Genomic DNA, 16,554 nt, shown 5'->3' on the forward strand with positions numbered 1-16,554 from the left:
TTATTTTCTAGACTACCAATATGACAGATCAACCTCATATTTGTATAGAATAAACTGTCACTTTTACATACTTCCCCTCGGTTGACTGCCAAAAACAGTTCTAGCAAAAATAGATGAGATTCTTAGTGAGACAAATAAAAAAAGCGAAGAGCTCGGGGCTCTCCGCTTTTTAAGTCAACGACTTACTCACCAGTAACGTATGGAAGTAATGCCATTTGACGTGATCTTTTGATCGCTAATGTCAATTTACGTTGATACTTAGCGCTAGTTCCTGTTACACGACGAGGTAAAATTTTACCACGCTCAGAAACAAACTTTCTAAGAAGATCAACATCTTTGTAATCGATGTGCGTGATACCGTTAGAAGTAAAGAAACATACTTTACGACGTTTCGCACGACCGCCTCTGCGTCCACCTGCCATTTGTTTTCACACCTTTCCTTTAGTCATTTTTTCAGATCAATTAGAATGGCAAATCATCATCGGAGATGTCAATCGGTTTACCATCGTTCGCAAATGGGTCATCATTGAAGCTATTTCCCTGATTACGATTTTGGTTGTTTTGATTGCCATATGGATTTTGACTTGGTTCATTTCCAAATGGATTCTGATCGTTTTGGCTGCCGCCATAATACTGGCCTCCGCTATTGCCACCGCCGCTGTATCCACCTGAACCAGCACCGCCGCTCTTAGGCTCAAGAAATTGAACACTTTCAGCTTGAACTTCTGTCACGAAGACACGCTGTCCTTGCTGATTTTCATAGTTTCTTGTCTGCAAACGACCGTCTACACCGGCAAGACTTCCTTTTTTCAAGAAATTAGCCACGTTCTCGGCTTGTCTTCTCCAAGTAACACAGTTAATGAAATCGGCTTCACGCTCTCCAGATTGATTCGTAAACGTACGATTCACAGCTAGAGTAAACGTGGCTACAGCCGCACCATTAGGCGTGTAGCGAAGCTCAGGGTCTTTTGTTAGTCTTCCGACCAATACAACACGGTTTAGCATATTGAAAGACCACCTTTAAATATATATTTCAATGATTTATACTTCTTCTTTAACAACAATGTGGCGAATGATATCGTCACTGATCTTAGCTAAGCGGTCAAATTCTTGAACTGCTGCAGCGTCAGATTGAACGTTTACGATTTGGTAGAAACCGTCACGGAAATCGTTGATTTCGTATGCAAGACGACGTTTACCCCAATCCTTTGTTCCAGTGATCTCCGCACCGTTAGAAGTTAACACGTTATTGAAACGCTCGATAACTGCTTTTTTAGCCTCATCGTCAACTGTTGGGCGGATGATGTACATAACTTCGTACTTTCTCATCTGATTGCACCTCCTTTTGGTCTAAGCGGCCCTAAACGGGCAAGGAGCAATAAATTATATTACTCACAATTGTATATTATAACAAATCACTTGGCCTATGACAAGAACCTATACGTTAAAACGGAAATGAATGACGTCTCCATCTTTCACTACATATTCTTTACCTTCTAGACGAACTTTCCCTGCTTCTTTAGCAGCAGACATGCTTCCGCCAGCTAGTAAATCCTCATACGCAACCGTTTCAGCACGAATAAATCCACGCTCGAAGTCTGTGTGGATGATTCCAGCACATTCTGGCGCTTTCATTCCTTTTTTAAATGTCCAAGCACGTACCTCTTGCTCACCTGCTGTGAAATACGTAGCTAATCCTAGAAGAGAATAAGATGCTCTAATTAACTGATCAAGCCCTGACTCATTAATACCAAGCTCTTCAAGGAACATTTGCTTCTCTTCTCCTTCAAGCTCTGCAATTTCAGACTCGATCTTCGCACAAACAACGATGACTTCAGCGTTTTCACCAGCAGCAAACTCACGGATTTGCTGCACATATTCGTTGCCGTCATGATCCGCTACTTCATCCTCACTCACATTTGCTACATAAAGAACTGGTTTAGATGTGAGTAAATGAAGCTGTTTCACAAGCTTTTGCTGCTCATCTGTAAATTCTACAGATCTTGCCGATTTCCCAGCTTCAAATGCGGTCATTAGCTTCGACAAAATCTCAAATTCAGCTACTGCTTCCTTGTCCTTTTGTTTTGCAAGCTTACTCACACGAGCTAAACGCTTTTCAACTGTTTCTAAATCAGCCAAAATCAATTCGAGATTAATCGTTTCAATATCTGCAACAGGATCAACCTTACCAGCTACGTGTGTAATGTTATCGTCTGCAAAAGCTCTGACCACGTGACAAATCGCATCTACTTGACGAATATGAGAAAGGAATTTATTCCCTAAACCTTCACCTTTAGATGCACCTTTGACAATACCCGCAATATCAGTGAATTCGAAAGCAGTGGGTACTGTCTTTTTCGGCTGCACCAATTCTGTTAGCTTTTGTAAACGCTCGTCTGGAACTTCTACAATTCCGACGTTTGGATCAATGGTACAAAACGGATAGTTAGCAGACTCCGCTCCAGCCTGTGTAATTGCATTAAATAGCGTTGACTTCCCGACGTTAGGTAAGCCAACAATACCAGCTGTTAAAGCCATTCTTTCATCTCCTCTATATCAAACGTGCTCGTTATACTGCGTAATATGAACCTAGAGCAATTATAAGTAGGTTTACATGAAAAGACAAGCTAACCATCATGCATTTTCAATAGAAGAAACATCGTCAAAAAGAATAAATCAATGCTTCAAAACGGGAAATTGCACCTGGCTTTGCTGTAGAAAAGACAAATTTAATAAAAAAAGCATGAGGCCTACTTAAGCAGTTGGCTCCTCATGCTTGACGAGAATTTTCTTCATTTTTCGTTCAAAATCTCTTCTTGGGATCATCACGCTGTGTCCGCAGCCTTCACATTTAATACGGATATCCATGCCCAAACGAATGACCTTCCACCGATTGGCACCACATGGATGGGGCTTTTTCATTTCAACAACATCATGTAATCCAAATGCTTTGTCTGCCATCAGCCTTCACCTCTCTTGCTCACTTCATTGCATCTATTGTACAAAAAAACGGCGATGGAGGGCAATGCACAAAACAAAGAGTCTCTTTCAATCGTTCATCCTATTCTTTTTTAAAGAAAAAACCCTTCTTTTAGATCATTTTATTTGTGACCAATAGTTACTTAAACTCCGCTTTTTTTCAATATTGTCACAAACACTGTAGGTCAAAAGGTTTTTATTGGTAGAACGCGGTGGTTTTTCCATATTTTTTGATTTATGATATCTGCATAAATGTTATGTGAGGGAGCAGGTACGATGGTCAATCGAAAGGATAGATTAACTGATAAAGAATATAAAATCATATCCGATCATGCTGGAAATATCGACAATTACCAGCAGCACCATACGATAGAAATAGGTCAGCAAACACTCACTGTCCACGATTTTCTAAAAATCGATCAAAAATTATATGGTTTAACGATGCAGCCGGAACAATCAGACGAATTCATCGTCGCTTTTCACTGTCCGCTGCCACATCAAATGACGGTGACATCTAAGCAAGATGTACACAACGCTGCACAGTCATTGCTCAAAACAGATTATGCCTATCCAATTGAAAGAAAGTCCCTTGACAGCAATCAAGAACATGTCTTTTTTAAAGGGAAGGAATACATAGAGAAAGTCTGTCAGACGCATCCGAATGCAGGTATCCATCTCACTGGACAAGCACTTGCCGGTGCTGTTTGTGCTTATGTTGCAACAGAACAGCCAGCTGTCAAAAAAGCCGTCACTTTTGACAGCCCAAATATATGGAGCAGTCTATCGCCTTCGATTAAGCAAAAGGCGCAGCAAGGTCAATATACACGCATGTTGACTGAATATATTCAGCCTAATCATTACGTCGGTTTACTCAATCGCCATGATCAAGGGGTTGGACAAGTCAAGTACACCGTCCCGCCACGGCAGCAAGACTCAGTCCAAGAATCCGTTAAATACAAAAAAAGAGAAATAGACACCTTTTTAAAATCAGCTTTTGCATCTATGAATATAGAATGGAACGAATCCTTTGATACAAATGCTTTTTTAGCTCTCGTTTCAGGAGAATTTAAAGCAAATGGATATTCATTCCACCCGAATGGATCTGCCCGTATTTTAGATGAACAGCTTGATCACAATACAAGTTTTACAGCCATGTTGCTGCAAGAAATTCATTCTGGACGTGCATATGCACAAAGCGGACTTGAAATTATCATAAAATCCCATTTACTGAAAAATTCATCCTATGATCTGAAAAGTATTATTGAACATGAAGTGCATACTGTATTTGAGAAAATCGATGGAATTGATGAAAGCGTAAAAGACGCCGTTCATCATGTAAAACAAGAGCTCAAAGGACTCGTCGGCTTTGGCCACTATGATTTATTAAGTCATAGTGATGTGGAAGCACTCGTAGAGGAAGTGAGAATGGAACAGACCCATTCCTCCTTTTATTCACACGAAAAACAACTGAATGCCTTGTACACCCTGAGAGATTACGAACAAGAGCTTTCTGCCCTTTCAAGACATATGTACACAATGGGTGATGACTACGCCAAGGCAGATAGACGCCTTGCAGTGCAAATGGGTATTCATTAAGAAAGGAGTCATCGCATGATCAATCAAAATAAACCTCCTAGTGACGCCCAGCGTTTCTTGCAAAATGTGAGTGCTCGTCGCTCCATGTCTGTATTTGAAAATCAATCGGCACCAAACACACAAACACAGTCTCCTGAAGAAATTGCCGCCATTCAGGCCATACGCAGAGAAGGACAGCGTAAGGATTTAAAACGGCTGCTCAAAATGCGGCTGCACGACGAATTAGCAAATACACGCGTGCACTTGGAGTATCAGTTGGCTAAAACAGAAGACATGATAAACCAGACGACCATTGTCAAACAACACATTTCCCAGCATTTAAAGGGACAGGCCATATCAGAATTAGAGGATCGCCTCCAGCGTCTTAAACAAATGCCTGTCTACGATGACATCAAAGAAGCTATTGATTCAATTCAGATCAAATAAGCACAGCTCTTAAAATGAGAGGTGCTTATTTTATTTTATCAATATAATTTTTAGGACGAGAAAATATCTTTTTACTTAAAATCGGATACAGCATTAAACAGACGAGCAAATAAAGATTCAACAAACTATAAATCGGATACAAGAAAGCAATCAAATCAGCAAAGCCAAGAGATGTTAAAGGGGCCATCAAAAGAAGCATCACCAATACAACCAGCCAGCGGGGCATTCGTACAAAAGAAAGCATCCGGCTGGATAATCCAAATAAACCTGCTGCCGTCGTCGTATAAATGGCTAGACAAAGGACAACCGTCATAAACACAAACAAAGACGCCGGCGCCCCTTCTAATACTGTAAACAAAGGAATTCCCTCTGCTGAAAGGCTTCCAGAAATATCAACTAGTATTTCGTTATACACATACGAGATGACACCAAAAATGAGCCCGCTTAATATACTCGCCACTTTGGCTTCCCCAAGCCCCTTCATTTCTTTCCCAACCGAAGACAGCACTGCCACAACGGATAATATATTCAAAGAAGCAAAGACAATGCTGGCAGGCCAATTGTACTGCTGTCCAAAATCAATCCGCCACATATGATCATGGTTCATATAATAAAAAACAAACGCATAGATGAGCCCTGCCACCAAAATTGGTATAATGAAAGCATTCACAGATAAAAGCCCTTTCACATCCCAGAAAAAAATCATAAATGAAAACAAACAGAACGCGCCGATGCCAATCCAAAAAGGCACATGATACATCTCAAGAGTCACCCCGCCGCCGGCAATCATGACCGTCGTTGTCGTGAATAAATAAAGGACAATTAACACGTCATACACCTTAGCCAGCCATGGACCGACAAGCCGCTCCAGCACTGGCACAAAGTGATCGGCACGCACCTCATAACTGATTTTTAACACCACATAGGTAGACAGCATAAACATCAATGTAAACAGTAGAATGGCTAGTCCGCTATCAATGCCAAAAAACTGCCAAATTTCCTGGCCGGAAGCATATCCCGCTCCTATTAAGCTTCCTAAAATTAAAAGCGTCCACCTTGAACCATCCTTCCACACAATCATCACCTCATAGGTATAGAATTAAGCTTGTTTCCGTATACTGTTACTAACTACTATGACAAGGAAGTGAGACCTATGAATAGCAAGAACGGTCTTTTTTTTAGAAATAGGGTGAAAGAATACGTGTCCCATACGGATACAAATGCCATTCAACAGCTTAAAAGTATTTTATTCTCGCATCTTCAGAAAGCAGGAAAAAGACCCGTTGCCATCGTTTGTATTGGTACAGATCGATCAACCGGCGACTCTCTAGGTCCACTTGTTGGTACAAAGCTTTCAGGTCTGAATTTGAAAAAGCTTCATGTATATGGAACACTCTCTGATCCAGTGCATGCAGTCAATTTAAAAGAAAAACTCGCTGACATTGAACAAGCTCATAAACACCCGTTTATTGTAGCGGTTGATGCCTGTTTAGGAAGAGTGAAAAGTGTCGGTTCCTTCCAAATTGGAGATGGACCGTTAAAGCCCGGGGCTGGTGTGCAAAAAGAACTGCCAGAGGTAGGAGATATTCATATTAATGGAATCGTCAATGTGAGTGGTTTCATGGAATACTTCGTTCTCCAAAACACACGTCTTCATCTTGTCATGTCTATGGCCAATACACTTTCTGAAAGTCTATCTCACATTGACCAAATGGATTGGACGAGAGAAAAAAGCAGGTCTCTCTTCACACCTATTCAAAATATCACTGGGCGAATATAAAAAAGACCATCTTGTATCAAGATGGTCACTCTGATGATTCCCTCGTAGAAAGCAATTCAAGGATTCTTTCTAAATCTTCATTGGAGAGAAATTCAATCTCAATTTTCCCTTTTTTCTTTTGTTTCTTGATCGTCACGGAAGTACCAAAGTAGTTTTGTAAGAAAGACTCTCTTTCTTTCAACACTCGATCCTTTGGTGCTTCTTTTTTCTTTGTTTCACGTGGAACATTTTCGTTTAACTGCTGCACAAGTTTCTCAACCTGGCGTACGTTTAATCCCTCATCCACGATTTTCTTTACTAAAGGTGCCAGCTTCTTTTTGTTTTTTAAGCTAAGCAATGTCCGGCCATGTCCCATTGATAACGTTCCATTTGCAATCAGCTTTTGTATGTCATCCGGTAAAGTCAACAGACGGAGATGGTTCGCAATATGCGGTCTGCTTTTCCCTAATCGCTTCGCTAATTCCTCTTGTGTCACACTTAGATGATCCAGCAAGGAAGCATACGCTTCGGCTTCCTCTAGTGGAGATAGATCCTCGCGCTGCAGGTTTTCTAAAAGGGCAATTTCTCTCATCAGCGTTTCTGAAAACTCTCGAACGATCGCAGGAATTGTTGTCAGACCAGCTTGTTGTGCCGCTCGAAAACGGCGCTCTCCTGCTACAATGTCATATCCTTTAATCGATTTACGAACAATGATTGGCTGTAAAACACCGTGCTGCTGAATCGATTCTTTCAGATCAGCCAACGCATCATCATCAAACGTTTTCCTTGGCTGATACGGATTCGGACGCAATTCCTTTAGTTTGATTTCTTCAACCGTTTCTTCATTTGAGTCTACGTTGTTAAATAGTGCATTAATACCCTTTCCAAGACCTTTAGCCATTCGCATCCACTTCCTTTGCTAAGTCTAAATAGACATCTGCACCTCTTGAACGTGGATCATACAAGATAATCGGCTTTCCATGACTTGGCGCTTCACTCAGCCTCACATTTCTAGGAATCACGGTTTGATAGACTTTATCTCTAAAGTACTTCTTCACTTCTTCGATAACCTGAATCCCAAGATTTGTTCTGGCATCAAGCATTGTCAGTAAGACACCTTCAATGGCTAGATCGGTATTTAAATGTTTCTGCACGAGACGAACTGTGTTTAACAATTGGCTCAATCCTTCAAGCGCATAATATTCGCACTGAACTGGTATTAAAACGGAATCAGAGGCAGTTAACGCATTAATCGTCAGTAGTCCAAGTGATGGCGGGCAGTCAATAATCATATAATCATAATTCTGCTTAACAGATTCAAGTGCTCTCTTCAGCCTCACTTCACGTGAGATTGTAGGCACAAGCTCTATTTCAGCCCCTGCAAGCTGTATCGTCGCAGGAATGACATCAAGATTTTCGACCTCTGTCGTCTTAATCACATCAAGAACATCTGCATCATCAACTAAAATATCATACACACACTTCTCTACGTCGGCCTTCTCAATCCCAATACCACTCGTGGCATTGCCCTGCGGATCAATATCAACTAACAACACTCGTTTGCCTATGTATGCTAAACACGCACCCAAATTAACAGAAGTTGTCGTCTTCCCGACGCCGCCCTTCTGGTTGGTAATCGCTATGATTTTCCCCACGATGTCACCCACTTTCAACTTAACAAGTTTCTCATTCATTCATACTTCCTATTCTATCAAAAAAAGTATGAAACGTTTGCTTTTTTTGTTTCCCTATTATAAATTCGTCGGTGAATGTGCCTTTTCGTACATAAAAGGATGAATGAAAACACACCCAAAAATTATATTGATATATCTTTTTCGAGAAATAGACATGCTCAAAACCCTCACTTTCATCAAAAGTGAGGGTCACATGTCAAAAGTTTAATTCACCTATTTTACGGCCTTCACTCACAATGACCTTAGGAGTTACTGTTTTATAGCTTTTCTTTTTTAAAAATCCATAAGGTGTCTTAATAGTAAAGGCCGCATTTCCCAAAGCGTCCCCTGTTTTGCCATAGGCCTGCCACACAATCTTTGAACAATAAGTCGGATCCAGTGATTGAATGGACATGGTGATGGAGTAGCGAGCCTTCGGATGACCTTTCACATAATCGTGTGCCCATTCCCCTGCTAAATCTGCCTTCTCCTCTTGATTAATTCGAATTACCTTTGTATTGGCACTATAGCGAAACCAGTTATGAATGGAATCAAGTTGAGGATGCTGCCGTAACCCTGGAATAGAAGCATAGCTTTTCTCATTAATGACGATACCTGCATGTCCAACCAAACCCTTTACAGCATCAGTGGTTGTCACCAAAATATCTCCTTTTTTAGGGATAATATCAGTACCAGGATACGGCTTTCCTAAAAGGAGCTTGAGGGTGTGTGGCTTCTCATCCGTCACCAGCTCATCCTGTTTATTTTGTCGTAATCCATAGTTCTTCAATTCATCGTCAGCTGTAATCAAGTCGATTGAATCGTCGGAAGACGCATACTCTCGATTGAATTGCTGTACAGTCACATCTTTAGAAACAGCACCTTGCTCCTTCAGAACGTTCAATTCTTCGTTGGTCATCAAACTTTCATCCGCATGATGAGCCGTTGGCGATTTCACAGCGTATATTGTCGCTTCATTTGAAAAAAGAGAAAAAGAAAATAGCAAATAACAAATAATGGCGAAAGTAGTCTTCTTCATTTTCATCAAGTAGTTGTCACCTCCTTTACACTTCTAAAATCATATTTTACCAATTTATAAATATAATGTATATTGAATGTGTGCTAGAAAAAAGACAAAAAAAAGCTGACGAGTGGCGCTCATCAGCTTTTTTCTATTTAGGGATTCGAATTGTTAGTTGGATATATTCCTCAAACTCTTCTTCCTCGGTATTTATCTTAAGTCCGCTGTCTTCTACCATGTGGAGAGACTGACGAATGGTATTCATCGCAATTCGTGTATCACGACTAAACGCCTTACGTTTTGGCTTCGGTTTGCGATCTGTTTTTTGTTCAAGCATCTTCACTACACGCTCTTCAGTCTGTTTCACATTCAACTGCTTTTCGATGATTTCCTGTAATAGCGCGATTTGTAATTCTGGAAGCTTTAGGGGCACAAGTGAACGTGCATGCCTTTCAGAGATTTTTTTCTCTAAAATGGCTTGTTGTACCTCTTCAGGCAACTTTAAAAGTCTTAATTTGTTTGCAACAGTTGATTGTCCCTTGCCTAAACGCTGAGCAAGCGCCTCTTGTGTTAAATCATGGAGCTCTAAAAGACGTGCATAAGCATGAGCCTCCTCAATAGCAGACAGCTCTTCTCTTTGCAAATTTTCAATCAATGCCACAGATGCCGTTTCCGTATCAGTAAAATCTTTTATAATAGCGGGGATTTTCTCCCATTGAAGAGTCTGTACCGCTCTCCAACGTCTTTCGCCGGCGATCAGTTCATATTTTCCTTCTTCTTCTGTTGGTCTAACAACAATCGGTTGGATAATGCCATGGGTATGAATCGTCGTGGCCAGCTCTTGTATCTTTTCTTCTGAAAAAATGGTGCGTGGCTGAAAACGGTTTGGCATAATTGTGTCGACCGGGAGCTCCTGTATCTCTTCCTTTAATGTATCATGCTCAGCAATCTCTGCCTCTATTTCGGTTTCACGCTCAGGATGTTCTTTGTCACCAAGCCCGAAGAAGCGTGAGAGTGAATGCTTCATGAACCTACACCACCTTTAAAAACTACCTTTTTATAATTCTATTTTCTCATGTTTTTTCCTTCTGTAAAATCATAAATATTGAAGAAAAACCGACCTTTTACATGATCAACCTTCTATTGGTGATTTATTAGGTGTTCCTGGTTTTCTAGGATATTTTTTTGGTGTTTGCTTTTTCTTTTCAATGACAATGATGTTCCGTTCGCTTTCTTCTAAAGGCAGAACAAAGGAATGCTTTTCAACAACCTCTCCTCCGAGGACTGTGACGGCTTTTTTCCCTGCTTGCATTTCTTCATCAGCGGCAGATGCTTTTAAGGCAACAAACAATCCTTCCTTTTTCACTAGAGGCAGACAAAGTTCGCTTAAGACGGATAAACGTGCAACTGCTCTAGCAGTGACAAGATCATAGCTTTCACGCTTTTCCTTACGTTGTCCAAACGTTTCCGCACGATCATGATAAAAAGTAGTATCTTGTAAGTTTAATCCTTTTGCTAACTCATTGAGAAACGTAATTCGTTTCTGAAGAGAATCAACAATGGTCACATGTAGATGAGGGAAACAAATTTTAAGAGGAATGCTTGGAAAACCAGCACCAGCTCCAATATCACAAATCGTCGTCACTTTGTGAAAATCAATAAAAAATGCTGCTGATATTGAATCATAAAAATGCTTTAAATACACTTCTTCCTTTTCAGTAATGGACGTTAAATTCATTTTCTCGTTCCATTCTACAAGCATGCGGAAGTAGGTTTCAAATTGTTCAAGCTGCACAGGAGAAAGAGTGATCCCTTTCTCCTCTAGTGCTGCTGTAAATTGTTCAATGTTCATGCCGACATCCTTTCTATTCTGCTATCTTCGCAATACGCCCCTGCTCTAAATATACTAAAAGGATAGAAATATCAGCAGGGTTAACGCCTGAAATACGAGAAGCCTGTGCAACAGAAAGCGGTCGGACTTCTTTCAGCTTTTGTTTCGCTTCAGTTGCAATTCCTTTGATGGCGTCATAATCAATTCGATCAGGAATCTTTTTGTTCTCCATCTTTTTCAGTTTTTCAACTTGCTGGAGTGACTTTTCAATATAACCTTCGTATTTAATTTGAATCTCTACCTGCTCACACACATCAGAAGGAAGCGGTGTTTCAGCAGGAGCTAATTTCACAACAGATTCATAGTTCATTTCTGGACGCTTCATCAAATCGCTTGCACGAATACCGTCCTTCAGCTCACTTCCACCGAGTGAACGAATAAATTCTTGAGTCTCTGCTGTTGGTTTAATGATGACAGAATATAAACGTTTTTTCTCTGCTTCAATGGCTTCTTTTTTCTGCTGGAATGACTGGAATCTTTCTTCAGAGATTAATCCAATTTGATAGCCAAGTTCAGTTAATCTTAAATCAGCATTGTCATGACGTAGAAGTAGACGATACTCAGCACGTGATGTCAAAAGACGGTATGGTTCATTTGTTCCTTTTGTAACAAGGTCATCGATGAGAACACCGATATATGCATCAGATCGGCTTAAAATGACTTCTTCTTTACCTAATGCTTTTCTTCCTGCATTAATACCTGCCATAATCCCTTGACCTGCTGCTTCCTCATAACCAGACGTACCATTAATTTGGCCAGCTGTATATAATCCAGAAATTTTCTTCGTCTCAAGTGTAGGCCACAATTGAGTAGGTACAATCGCATCATACTCGATGGCATAACCCGCTCTCATCATTTGTACATTCTCGAGTCCTGGGATGGTTGAAAGCATGCGCTGCTGTACATCCTCAGGAAGACTTGTAGACAATCCTTGAACATAAACTTCCTGTGTATTACGACCTTCTGGCTCTAAGAAAATTTGATGTCTCGGTTTATCATTGAAACGCACCACTTTATCTTCGATGGACGGGCAGTATCTAGGGCCAGTTCCTTTAATCATACCTGAATACATTGGAGAACGGTGTAGATTCTCATCAATTATTTGATGAGTCTCTAAACTCGTGTATGTTAGCCAGCATGGCAGCTGGTCAGTAATATATTCAACCGTTTCATAGGAGAATGCCCGCGGGACATCATCACCTGGTTGAATTTCTGTTTTACTATAGTCAATCGAGTGACTATTCACTCGAGGAGGTGTTCCTGTTTTAAAACGAACCAAATCAAATCCTAGTTCTGCTAAATGATCCGATAATTTAATAGAAGGCTGCTGGTTATTTGGACCGCTTGAATACGAAAGGTCTCCTAAAATAATGCGGCCTTTTAAGAAAGTCCCTGTTGTTAATACAACAGACTTCGCACGATAGTTCGCCCCTGTTTGAGTAACAACACCTTTACATTCATCATCTTCTACAATTAAATGATCTACCATACCTTGCAGCATTGTCAGGTTTGGTTCATTTTCCATTGTTTTTTTCATTTCATGCTGATATTGGAACTTATCTGCTTGCGCTCTTAACGCACGGACAGCAGGTCCTTTCCCCGTATTCAGCATGCGCATTTGAATATGCGTCTTATCTATATTTCGTGCCATTTCTCCGCCTAGAGCATCAATTTCTCTGACGACAATCCCTTTTGCGGGGCCGCCTACGGACGGATTACATGGCATAAAAGCAACCATATCGAGGTTGATAGTCAATACAAGTGTTTTGGCGCCCTGTCTTGCAGATGCAAGAGCAGCCTCAACTCCAGCATGACCGGCACCCACGACGATTACGTCATAATTGCCAGCTTCATAACCCATTTCTTATGTTCCTCCCTTTACTTTCCTAAACAGAATTGAGAGAATAACTGATCAATCAAGCTTTCATGAACAGCATCCCCAATAATTTCACCCAGCTGTTCCCAGCAGCGTGTTAAATCTATTTGAACTATGTCGATCGGTACGTCCATTTCAATTCCTTCAAGAGCATCCTCAATGGATTGTTTTGCTGCCTGAAGGAGCGCAATATGCCTTGTGTTACTTACATACGTTAAATCTCCACTTTCAATTGAACCCGTGAAGAATAGTGATTGAATCGCAATTTCAAGCTCATCAATCCCCTTTTCTTGTAATAATGATGTAGTAACCACCGGACGATCCTTCGCTAACTGCTTGACCTTTTCAATATCAAGCTTAGGCTCAAGATCTGTCTTATTCACGATCACAATGATATCCATACCTGAGACAGCCTCAAATAATTTGATATCCTCTTCTGATAATTCCTCGCTATAATTGAGCACAAGTAAAATCAGGTCAGCTTCTTTTAAGACCTGTCTAGATCGTTCAACCCCTATACGCTCAACAATGTCCTCCGTCTCACGTATACCCGCAGTATCGACTAAACGAAGCGGTACACCTCTAACATTTACATATTCCTCAATGACATCTCTCGTTGTTCCAGGAATATCTGTTACAATCGCTTTTGTTTCCTGTACAAGACTATTCAACAAGGAAGACTTCCCAACATTCGGTCTTCCAATAATGACAGTGGATAAGCCCTCGCGAAGTATTTTCCCCTGCTGAGACGTCGTTAGCAGTGACTCAATTTCCTTTTTCACTGATGTTGCCTTTTCAACTAAGACACGATGCGTCATTTCTTCAACATCGTCATACTCAGGATAGTCAATATTGACTTCAACATGGGCCAAAGTTTCCAATATCTCGCCGCGAAGTCGTTTAATCAAACCGGAGAGGCGTCCCTCCATTTGAGTAATCGCTACATTCATCGCACGATCTGTCTTTGCGCGAATCAAATCCATTACCGCTTCAGCCTGTGAAAGATCAATTCTTCCATTTAAGAAAGCTCGTTTTGTAAACTCACCTGGCTCCGCTAATCTTGCTCCTTCTCTTAAAGCAAGCTGCAATACTTTATTGACCGTTACAATTCCGCCATGGCAGTTAATCTCAATAACGTCTTCTCTCGTAAATGTTTTTGGCGCTCTTAATACTGACACCATGACCTCTTCTATTACTTGCTCAGTGCTAGAATCCACAATATGACCATAATGAATCGTATGAGAATCCACCGATACAAGTTTTTTCTCCTTAGGACCTTTATACATCCGATCAGCAATCTGTACCGCATCAGGCCCGCTTAAACGAATAATTGCAATTGCTCCTTCACCCATCGGCGTAGAAATTGCTGCAATTGTATCCATCACTCATTCACCTCTTTCTCTACTGAATAAACAGTCTGTTATCTATTAAATGGACATTGTCCATCTCTATATCAAAAACGCTTAATCCAAAATTTAAAGATACCATAAATGAAAGCGAAGTGAAAGTATCCCATATCTAATTATCCACAGCTTTGCATCTTATCTATTTTAACACTTAACTTATCCACATGTGAATAACGACGTTTGAAACTTGTCTTCACATCTTACACCTAAATCCAATAAATTTAAACGCCCTGACCCCTTTACTTACTTGTTAAAATGACGTTTTACACTCATATCTCACACTTAATTTTTAGAAATAAAGGATGAATCATCTATAAAAAGCAATTTTTCAATAAAAAAAGACTAAAATCCAGCTTTGCTGAATCTTAGCCTTTCTGCTATTTTTTATACAACACCACAACATGACGCTTGCTGCCTGTATCTTCAGATGCTGTTGCAAGTTCTTTAGAGAATGCAGCAATCGCATCATGAACAATTTTTCGTTCATTCGAAGGCATTGGTTCTAAATGAACCTTTCTCTTCGTTTTTAAAACCCGATTTGCTGTTTTGACGGCATATTGTTCAAGTGCTTCTTGTCGTTTCTTCCTATAATCGCCAATATCAATTGTTATATGATGATACTGATCAGAATAACGATTAAACACTAGCTGTACCAGAGTTTCTAAAGAGTACAATGTTTGGCCTCTTTTTCCAATCATTAATGACGTTTTATCTCCATCAATGTGGAAAGAAATCTTTTTCGGTTCCTGTTTGGAAATAATCTTTGCTTTAGGATCAATAGACTTAACAATTTTATCTAAATACTGTGTAGCTAATTTAAGTGCATTTATCTTTTCTACTAACTTGACCACAGCTTGTCTTTTACCAAATAATCCTAAAAACCCTTTATTTCCTTCATCTACTATTGTGATTTCTACTTCTTCTTGTAGTAGCTGAATTTGTTTAAGTCCGGAATCTACTGCTTCTTCGATTGTGCGACCGACAGCAGTTATTTCCTTCATTTTTTATTCCCGCCAGCTTTTTCTTTTGTATCAACTTTTACTTGAGGTGTTTTAATCACCAATGTTTGAATGATCATGAAAATGTTACCTACAACCCAGTACAATGAAAGTGCTGCTGGGAAACTAATTGCAAACACAACGATCATAATCGGCATCACCCATAGCATGATAGCCATTTGAGGGTTGTCCGAAGGATTTCCAGCCATCATCAGCTTTTGCTGAATGAAAGTAGCTACACCCGCAATAATCGGTAATAGGAACAATGGATCTGGGCTGCCTAAGTCAAACCATAAGAATGTATGCTTTTTAATTTCTGCTGTTCTCATAATTGCATGATAGAAACCAATAAGGATTGGCATTTGAATTAAAATTGGGAAACAGCCTGCTAACGGATTGACGCCATTTTTTTGAAAAAGGGCCATTGTTTCCTGCTGAAGCTGCTGCTGTGTTTTTTGATCTTTAGAGCTATATTTTTCACGAAGCTTTTTCAATTCAGGCTGTAATGCTTGCATCGCTTTTGTACTTCTTAACTGTTTAATCATTAATGGTAAAATAAGCAAGCGAATTAACAGTGTCACAATAATAATCGCTACACCATAGTTTTCACCAGTTAAGTTTGCCATGTACGTGATTAATTGAGATAGCGGGTAAACAATATAAGAATTCCAGAATCCCTTACTATCTGATGTAATTGGTTCATTGATCTGTGTACATCCTGCCAATAAAACCAATACGCCAATCAAGCTAAATATTAGTAATAATCGCCTTTTCAACAAGATTCCTCCCATGACTTCAAACTTTATTTAAGTTGGAATTGATTAAGAAAGTGACTCACCTAATCAGTATGGTAACATTTTTTCTTTGCAAAGTGGTGGTTTCATTTTAATTCACTAGATGAAGGAAGCGCTTTTAAAAATTGATTCAAC

18 protein-coding genes are annotated in these 16,554 nt (G+C 40.1%); 3 read left to right on the top strand and 15 right to left on the bottom strand.

Going from position 1 to position 16,554, the window contains the following annotated elements:
* Window positions 1-182: 182 nt before the first annotated feature.
* The 5 genes from rpsR to C9414_RS17985 form a co-directional block, all read right to left on the bottom strand.
* A complete protein-coding gene (rpsR, locus tag C9414_RS17965; protein ID WP_008359105.1) occupies window positions 183-422 on the bottom strand; it encodes a 30S ribosomal protein S18 in 240 nt (79 codons plus the stop codon).
* A gap of 40 nt (window positions 423-462) precedes the next feature.
* The gene (gene ssbA, locus C9414_RS17970; protein ID WP_007497456.1) at window positions 463-1,005 is read right to left on the bottom strand and encodes a single-stranded DNA-binding protein SsbA; all 543 of its coding nucleotides are present in this window, start codon (window positions 1,003-1,005) and stop codon (window positions 463-465) included.
* A 36-nt stretch (window positions 1,006-1,041) separates the two neighbouring features.
* Entirely contained in the window at window positions 1,042-1,329 is a 288-nt protein-coding gene (rpsF, locus tag C9414_RS17975) for a 30S ribosomal protein S6 (RefSeq protein ID WP_024424058.1), read from the bottom strand.
* 108 nt (window positions 1,330-1,437) lie between these two features.
* Window positions 1,438-2,538: a redox-regulated ATPase YchF gene (gene ychF / locus C9414_RS17980; protein WP_039182923.1), complete on the bottom strand. Its 1,101-nt coding sequence runs from the start codon at window positions 2,536-2,538 to the stop codon at window positions 1,438-1,440.
* Window positions 2,539-2,754: 216 nt separating this feature from the next.
* Window positions 2,755-2,961 carry a DUF951 domain-containing protein gene (locus C9414_RS17985; RefSeq protein ID WP_008347561.1) on the bottom strand — a complete coding sequence of 69 codons (207 nt, stop codon included), beginning with the start codon at window positions 2,959-2,961 and terminating at the stop codon, window positions 2,755-2,757.
* A 294-nt stretch (window positions 2,962-3,255) separates the two neighbouring features.
* Here C9414_RS17985 and C9414_RS17990 point away from each other — a divergent pair, with 294 nt between their 5' ends.
* Together C9414_RS17990 and C9414_RS17995 are read left to right on the top strand one after the other, a co-directional pair.
* On the top strand, window positions 3,256-4,575 hold the full coding sequence (locus C9414_RS17990; RefSeq protein ID WP_107164227.1) for a hydrolase: 1,320 nt from the start codon (window positions 3,256-3,258) through the stop codon (window positions 4,573-4,575).
* Between the two features lie 15 nt (window positions 4,576-4,590).
* Entirely contained in the window at window positions 4,591-5,001 is a 411-nt protein-coding gene (locus C9414_RS17995; RefSeq protein WP_107164228.1) for a hypothetical protein, read from the top strand.
* Between the two features lie 25 nt (window positions 5,002-5,026).
* Here C9414_RS17995 and C9414_RS18000 read toward each other — a convergent pair whose 3' ends face one another.
* The gene (locus C9414_RS18000; protein WP_107164229.1) at window positions 5,027-6,082 is read right to left on the bottom strand and encodes a YkvI family membrane protein; all 1,056 of its coding nucleotides are present in this window, start codon (window positions 6,080-6,082) and stop codon (window positions 5,027-5,029) included.
* A gap of 72 nt (window positions 6,083-6,154) precedes the next feature.
* Between C9414_RS18000 and yyaC the strand changes: the two genes are divergently transcribed.
* Window positions 6,155-6,781, top strand: a complete 627-nt coding sequence (gene yyaC / locus C9414_RS18005) for a spore protease YyaC (protein WP_107164230.1) — start codon at window positions 6,155-6,157, stop codon at window positions 6,779-6,781.
* Between the two features lie 25 nt (window positions 6,782-6,806).
* On the opposite strand, the gene C9414_RS18010 is transcribed toward yyaC, so the two are convergent.
* From C9414_RS18010 to spoIIIJ, 9 genes are all read right to left on the bottom strand, one after another.
* Entirely contained in the window at window positions 6,807-7,661 is an 855-nt protein-coding gene (locus C9414_RS18010) for a ParB/RepB/Spo0J family partition protein (protein WP_107164231.1), read from the bottom strand.
* A complete protein-coding gene (gene soj, locus C9414_RS18015) occupies window positions 7,654-8,415 on the bottom strand; it encodes a sporulation initiation inhibitor protein Soj (RefSeq protein ID WP_008360890.1) in 762 nt (253 codons plus the stop codon). Before soj ends, C9414_RS18010 begins: the two co-directional genes overlap by 8 nt.
* Window positions 8,416-8,650: 235 nt before the next feature.
* Entirely contained in the window at window positions 8,651-9,478 is an 828-nt protein-coding gene (locus C9414_RS18020) for an orthopoxovirus pf05708 family protein (protein WP_107164232.1), read from the bottom strand.
* Window positions 9,479-9,605: 127 nt separating this feature from the next.
* A complete protein-coding gene (noc, locus tag C9414_RS18025) occupies window positions 9,606-10,481 on the bottom strand; it encodes a nucleoid occlusion protein (RefSeq protein ID WP_039182930.1) in 876 nt (291 codons plus the stop codon).
* A 105-nt stretch (window positions 10,482-10,586) separates the two neighbouring features.
* Window positions 10,587-11,306, bottom strand: a complete 720-nt coding sequence (rsmG, locus tag C9414_RS18030) for a 16S rRNA (guanine(527)-N(7))-methyltransferase RsmG (RefSeq protein WP_024424068.1) — start codon at window positions 11,304-11,306, stop codon at window positions 10,587-10,589.
* A 13-nt stretch (window positions 11,307-11,319) separates the two neighbouring features.
* Complete coding sequence (gene mnmG, locus C9414_RS18035; protein WP_039182934.1) at window positions 11,320-13,206, bottom strand: tRNA uridine-5-carboxymethylaminomethyl(34) synthesis enzyme MnmG; 1,887 nt, start codon at window positions 13,204-13,206, stop codon at window positions 11,320-11,322.
* 17 nt (window positions 13,207-13,223) lie between these two features.
* Window positions 13,224-14,603, bottom strand: coding sequence for a tRNA uridine-5-carboxymethylaminomethyl(34) synthesis GTPase MnmE (gene mnmE / locus C9414_RS18040; protein ID WP_024424070.1), 1,380 nt, complete (start codon window positions 14,601-14,603; stop codon window positions 13,224-13,226).
* Window positions 14,604-15,004: 401 nt separating this feature from the next.
* Window positions 15,005-15,628 carry an RNA-binding cell elongation regulator Jag/EloR gene (jag, locus tag C9414_RS18045; RefSeq protein ID WP_039182938.1) on the bottom strand — a complete coding sequence of 208 codons (624 nt, stop codon included), beginning with the start codon at window positions 15,626-15,628 and terminating at the stop codon, window positions 15,005-15,007.
* Entirely contained in the window at window positions 15,625-16,407 is a 783-nt protein-coding gene (gene spoIIIJ, locus C9414_RS18050; RefSeq protein ID WP_087976621.1) for a YidC family membrane integrase SpoIIIJ, read from the bottom strand. The genes jag and spoIIIJ overlap by 4 nt, the downstream gene beginning before the upstream one ends.
* Window positions 16,408-16,554 lie beyond the last annotated feature (147 nt).

This window comes from Bacillus sp. Nf3 (assembly GCF_003028545.1).
GTDB lineage: Bacteria > Bacillota > Bacilli > Bacillales > Bacillaceae > Bacillus > Bacillus safensis.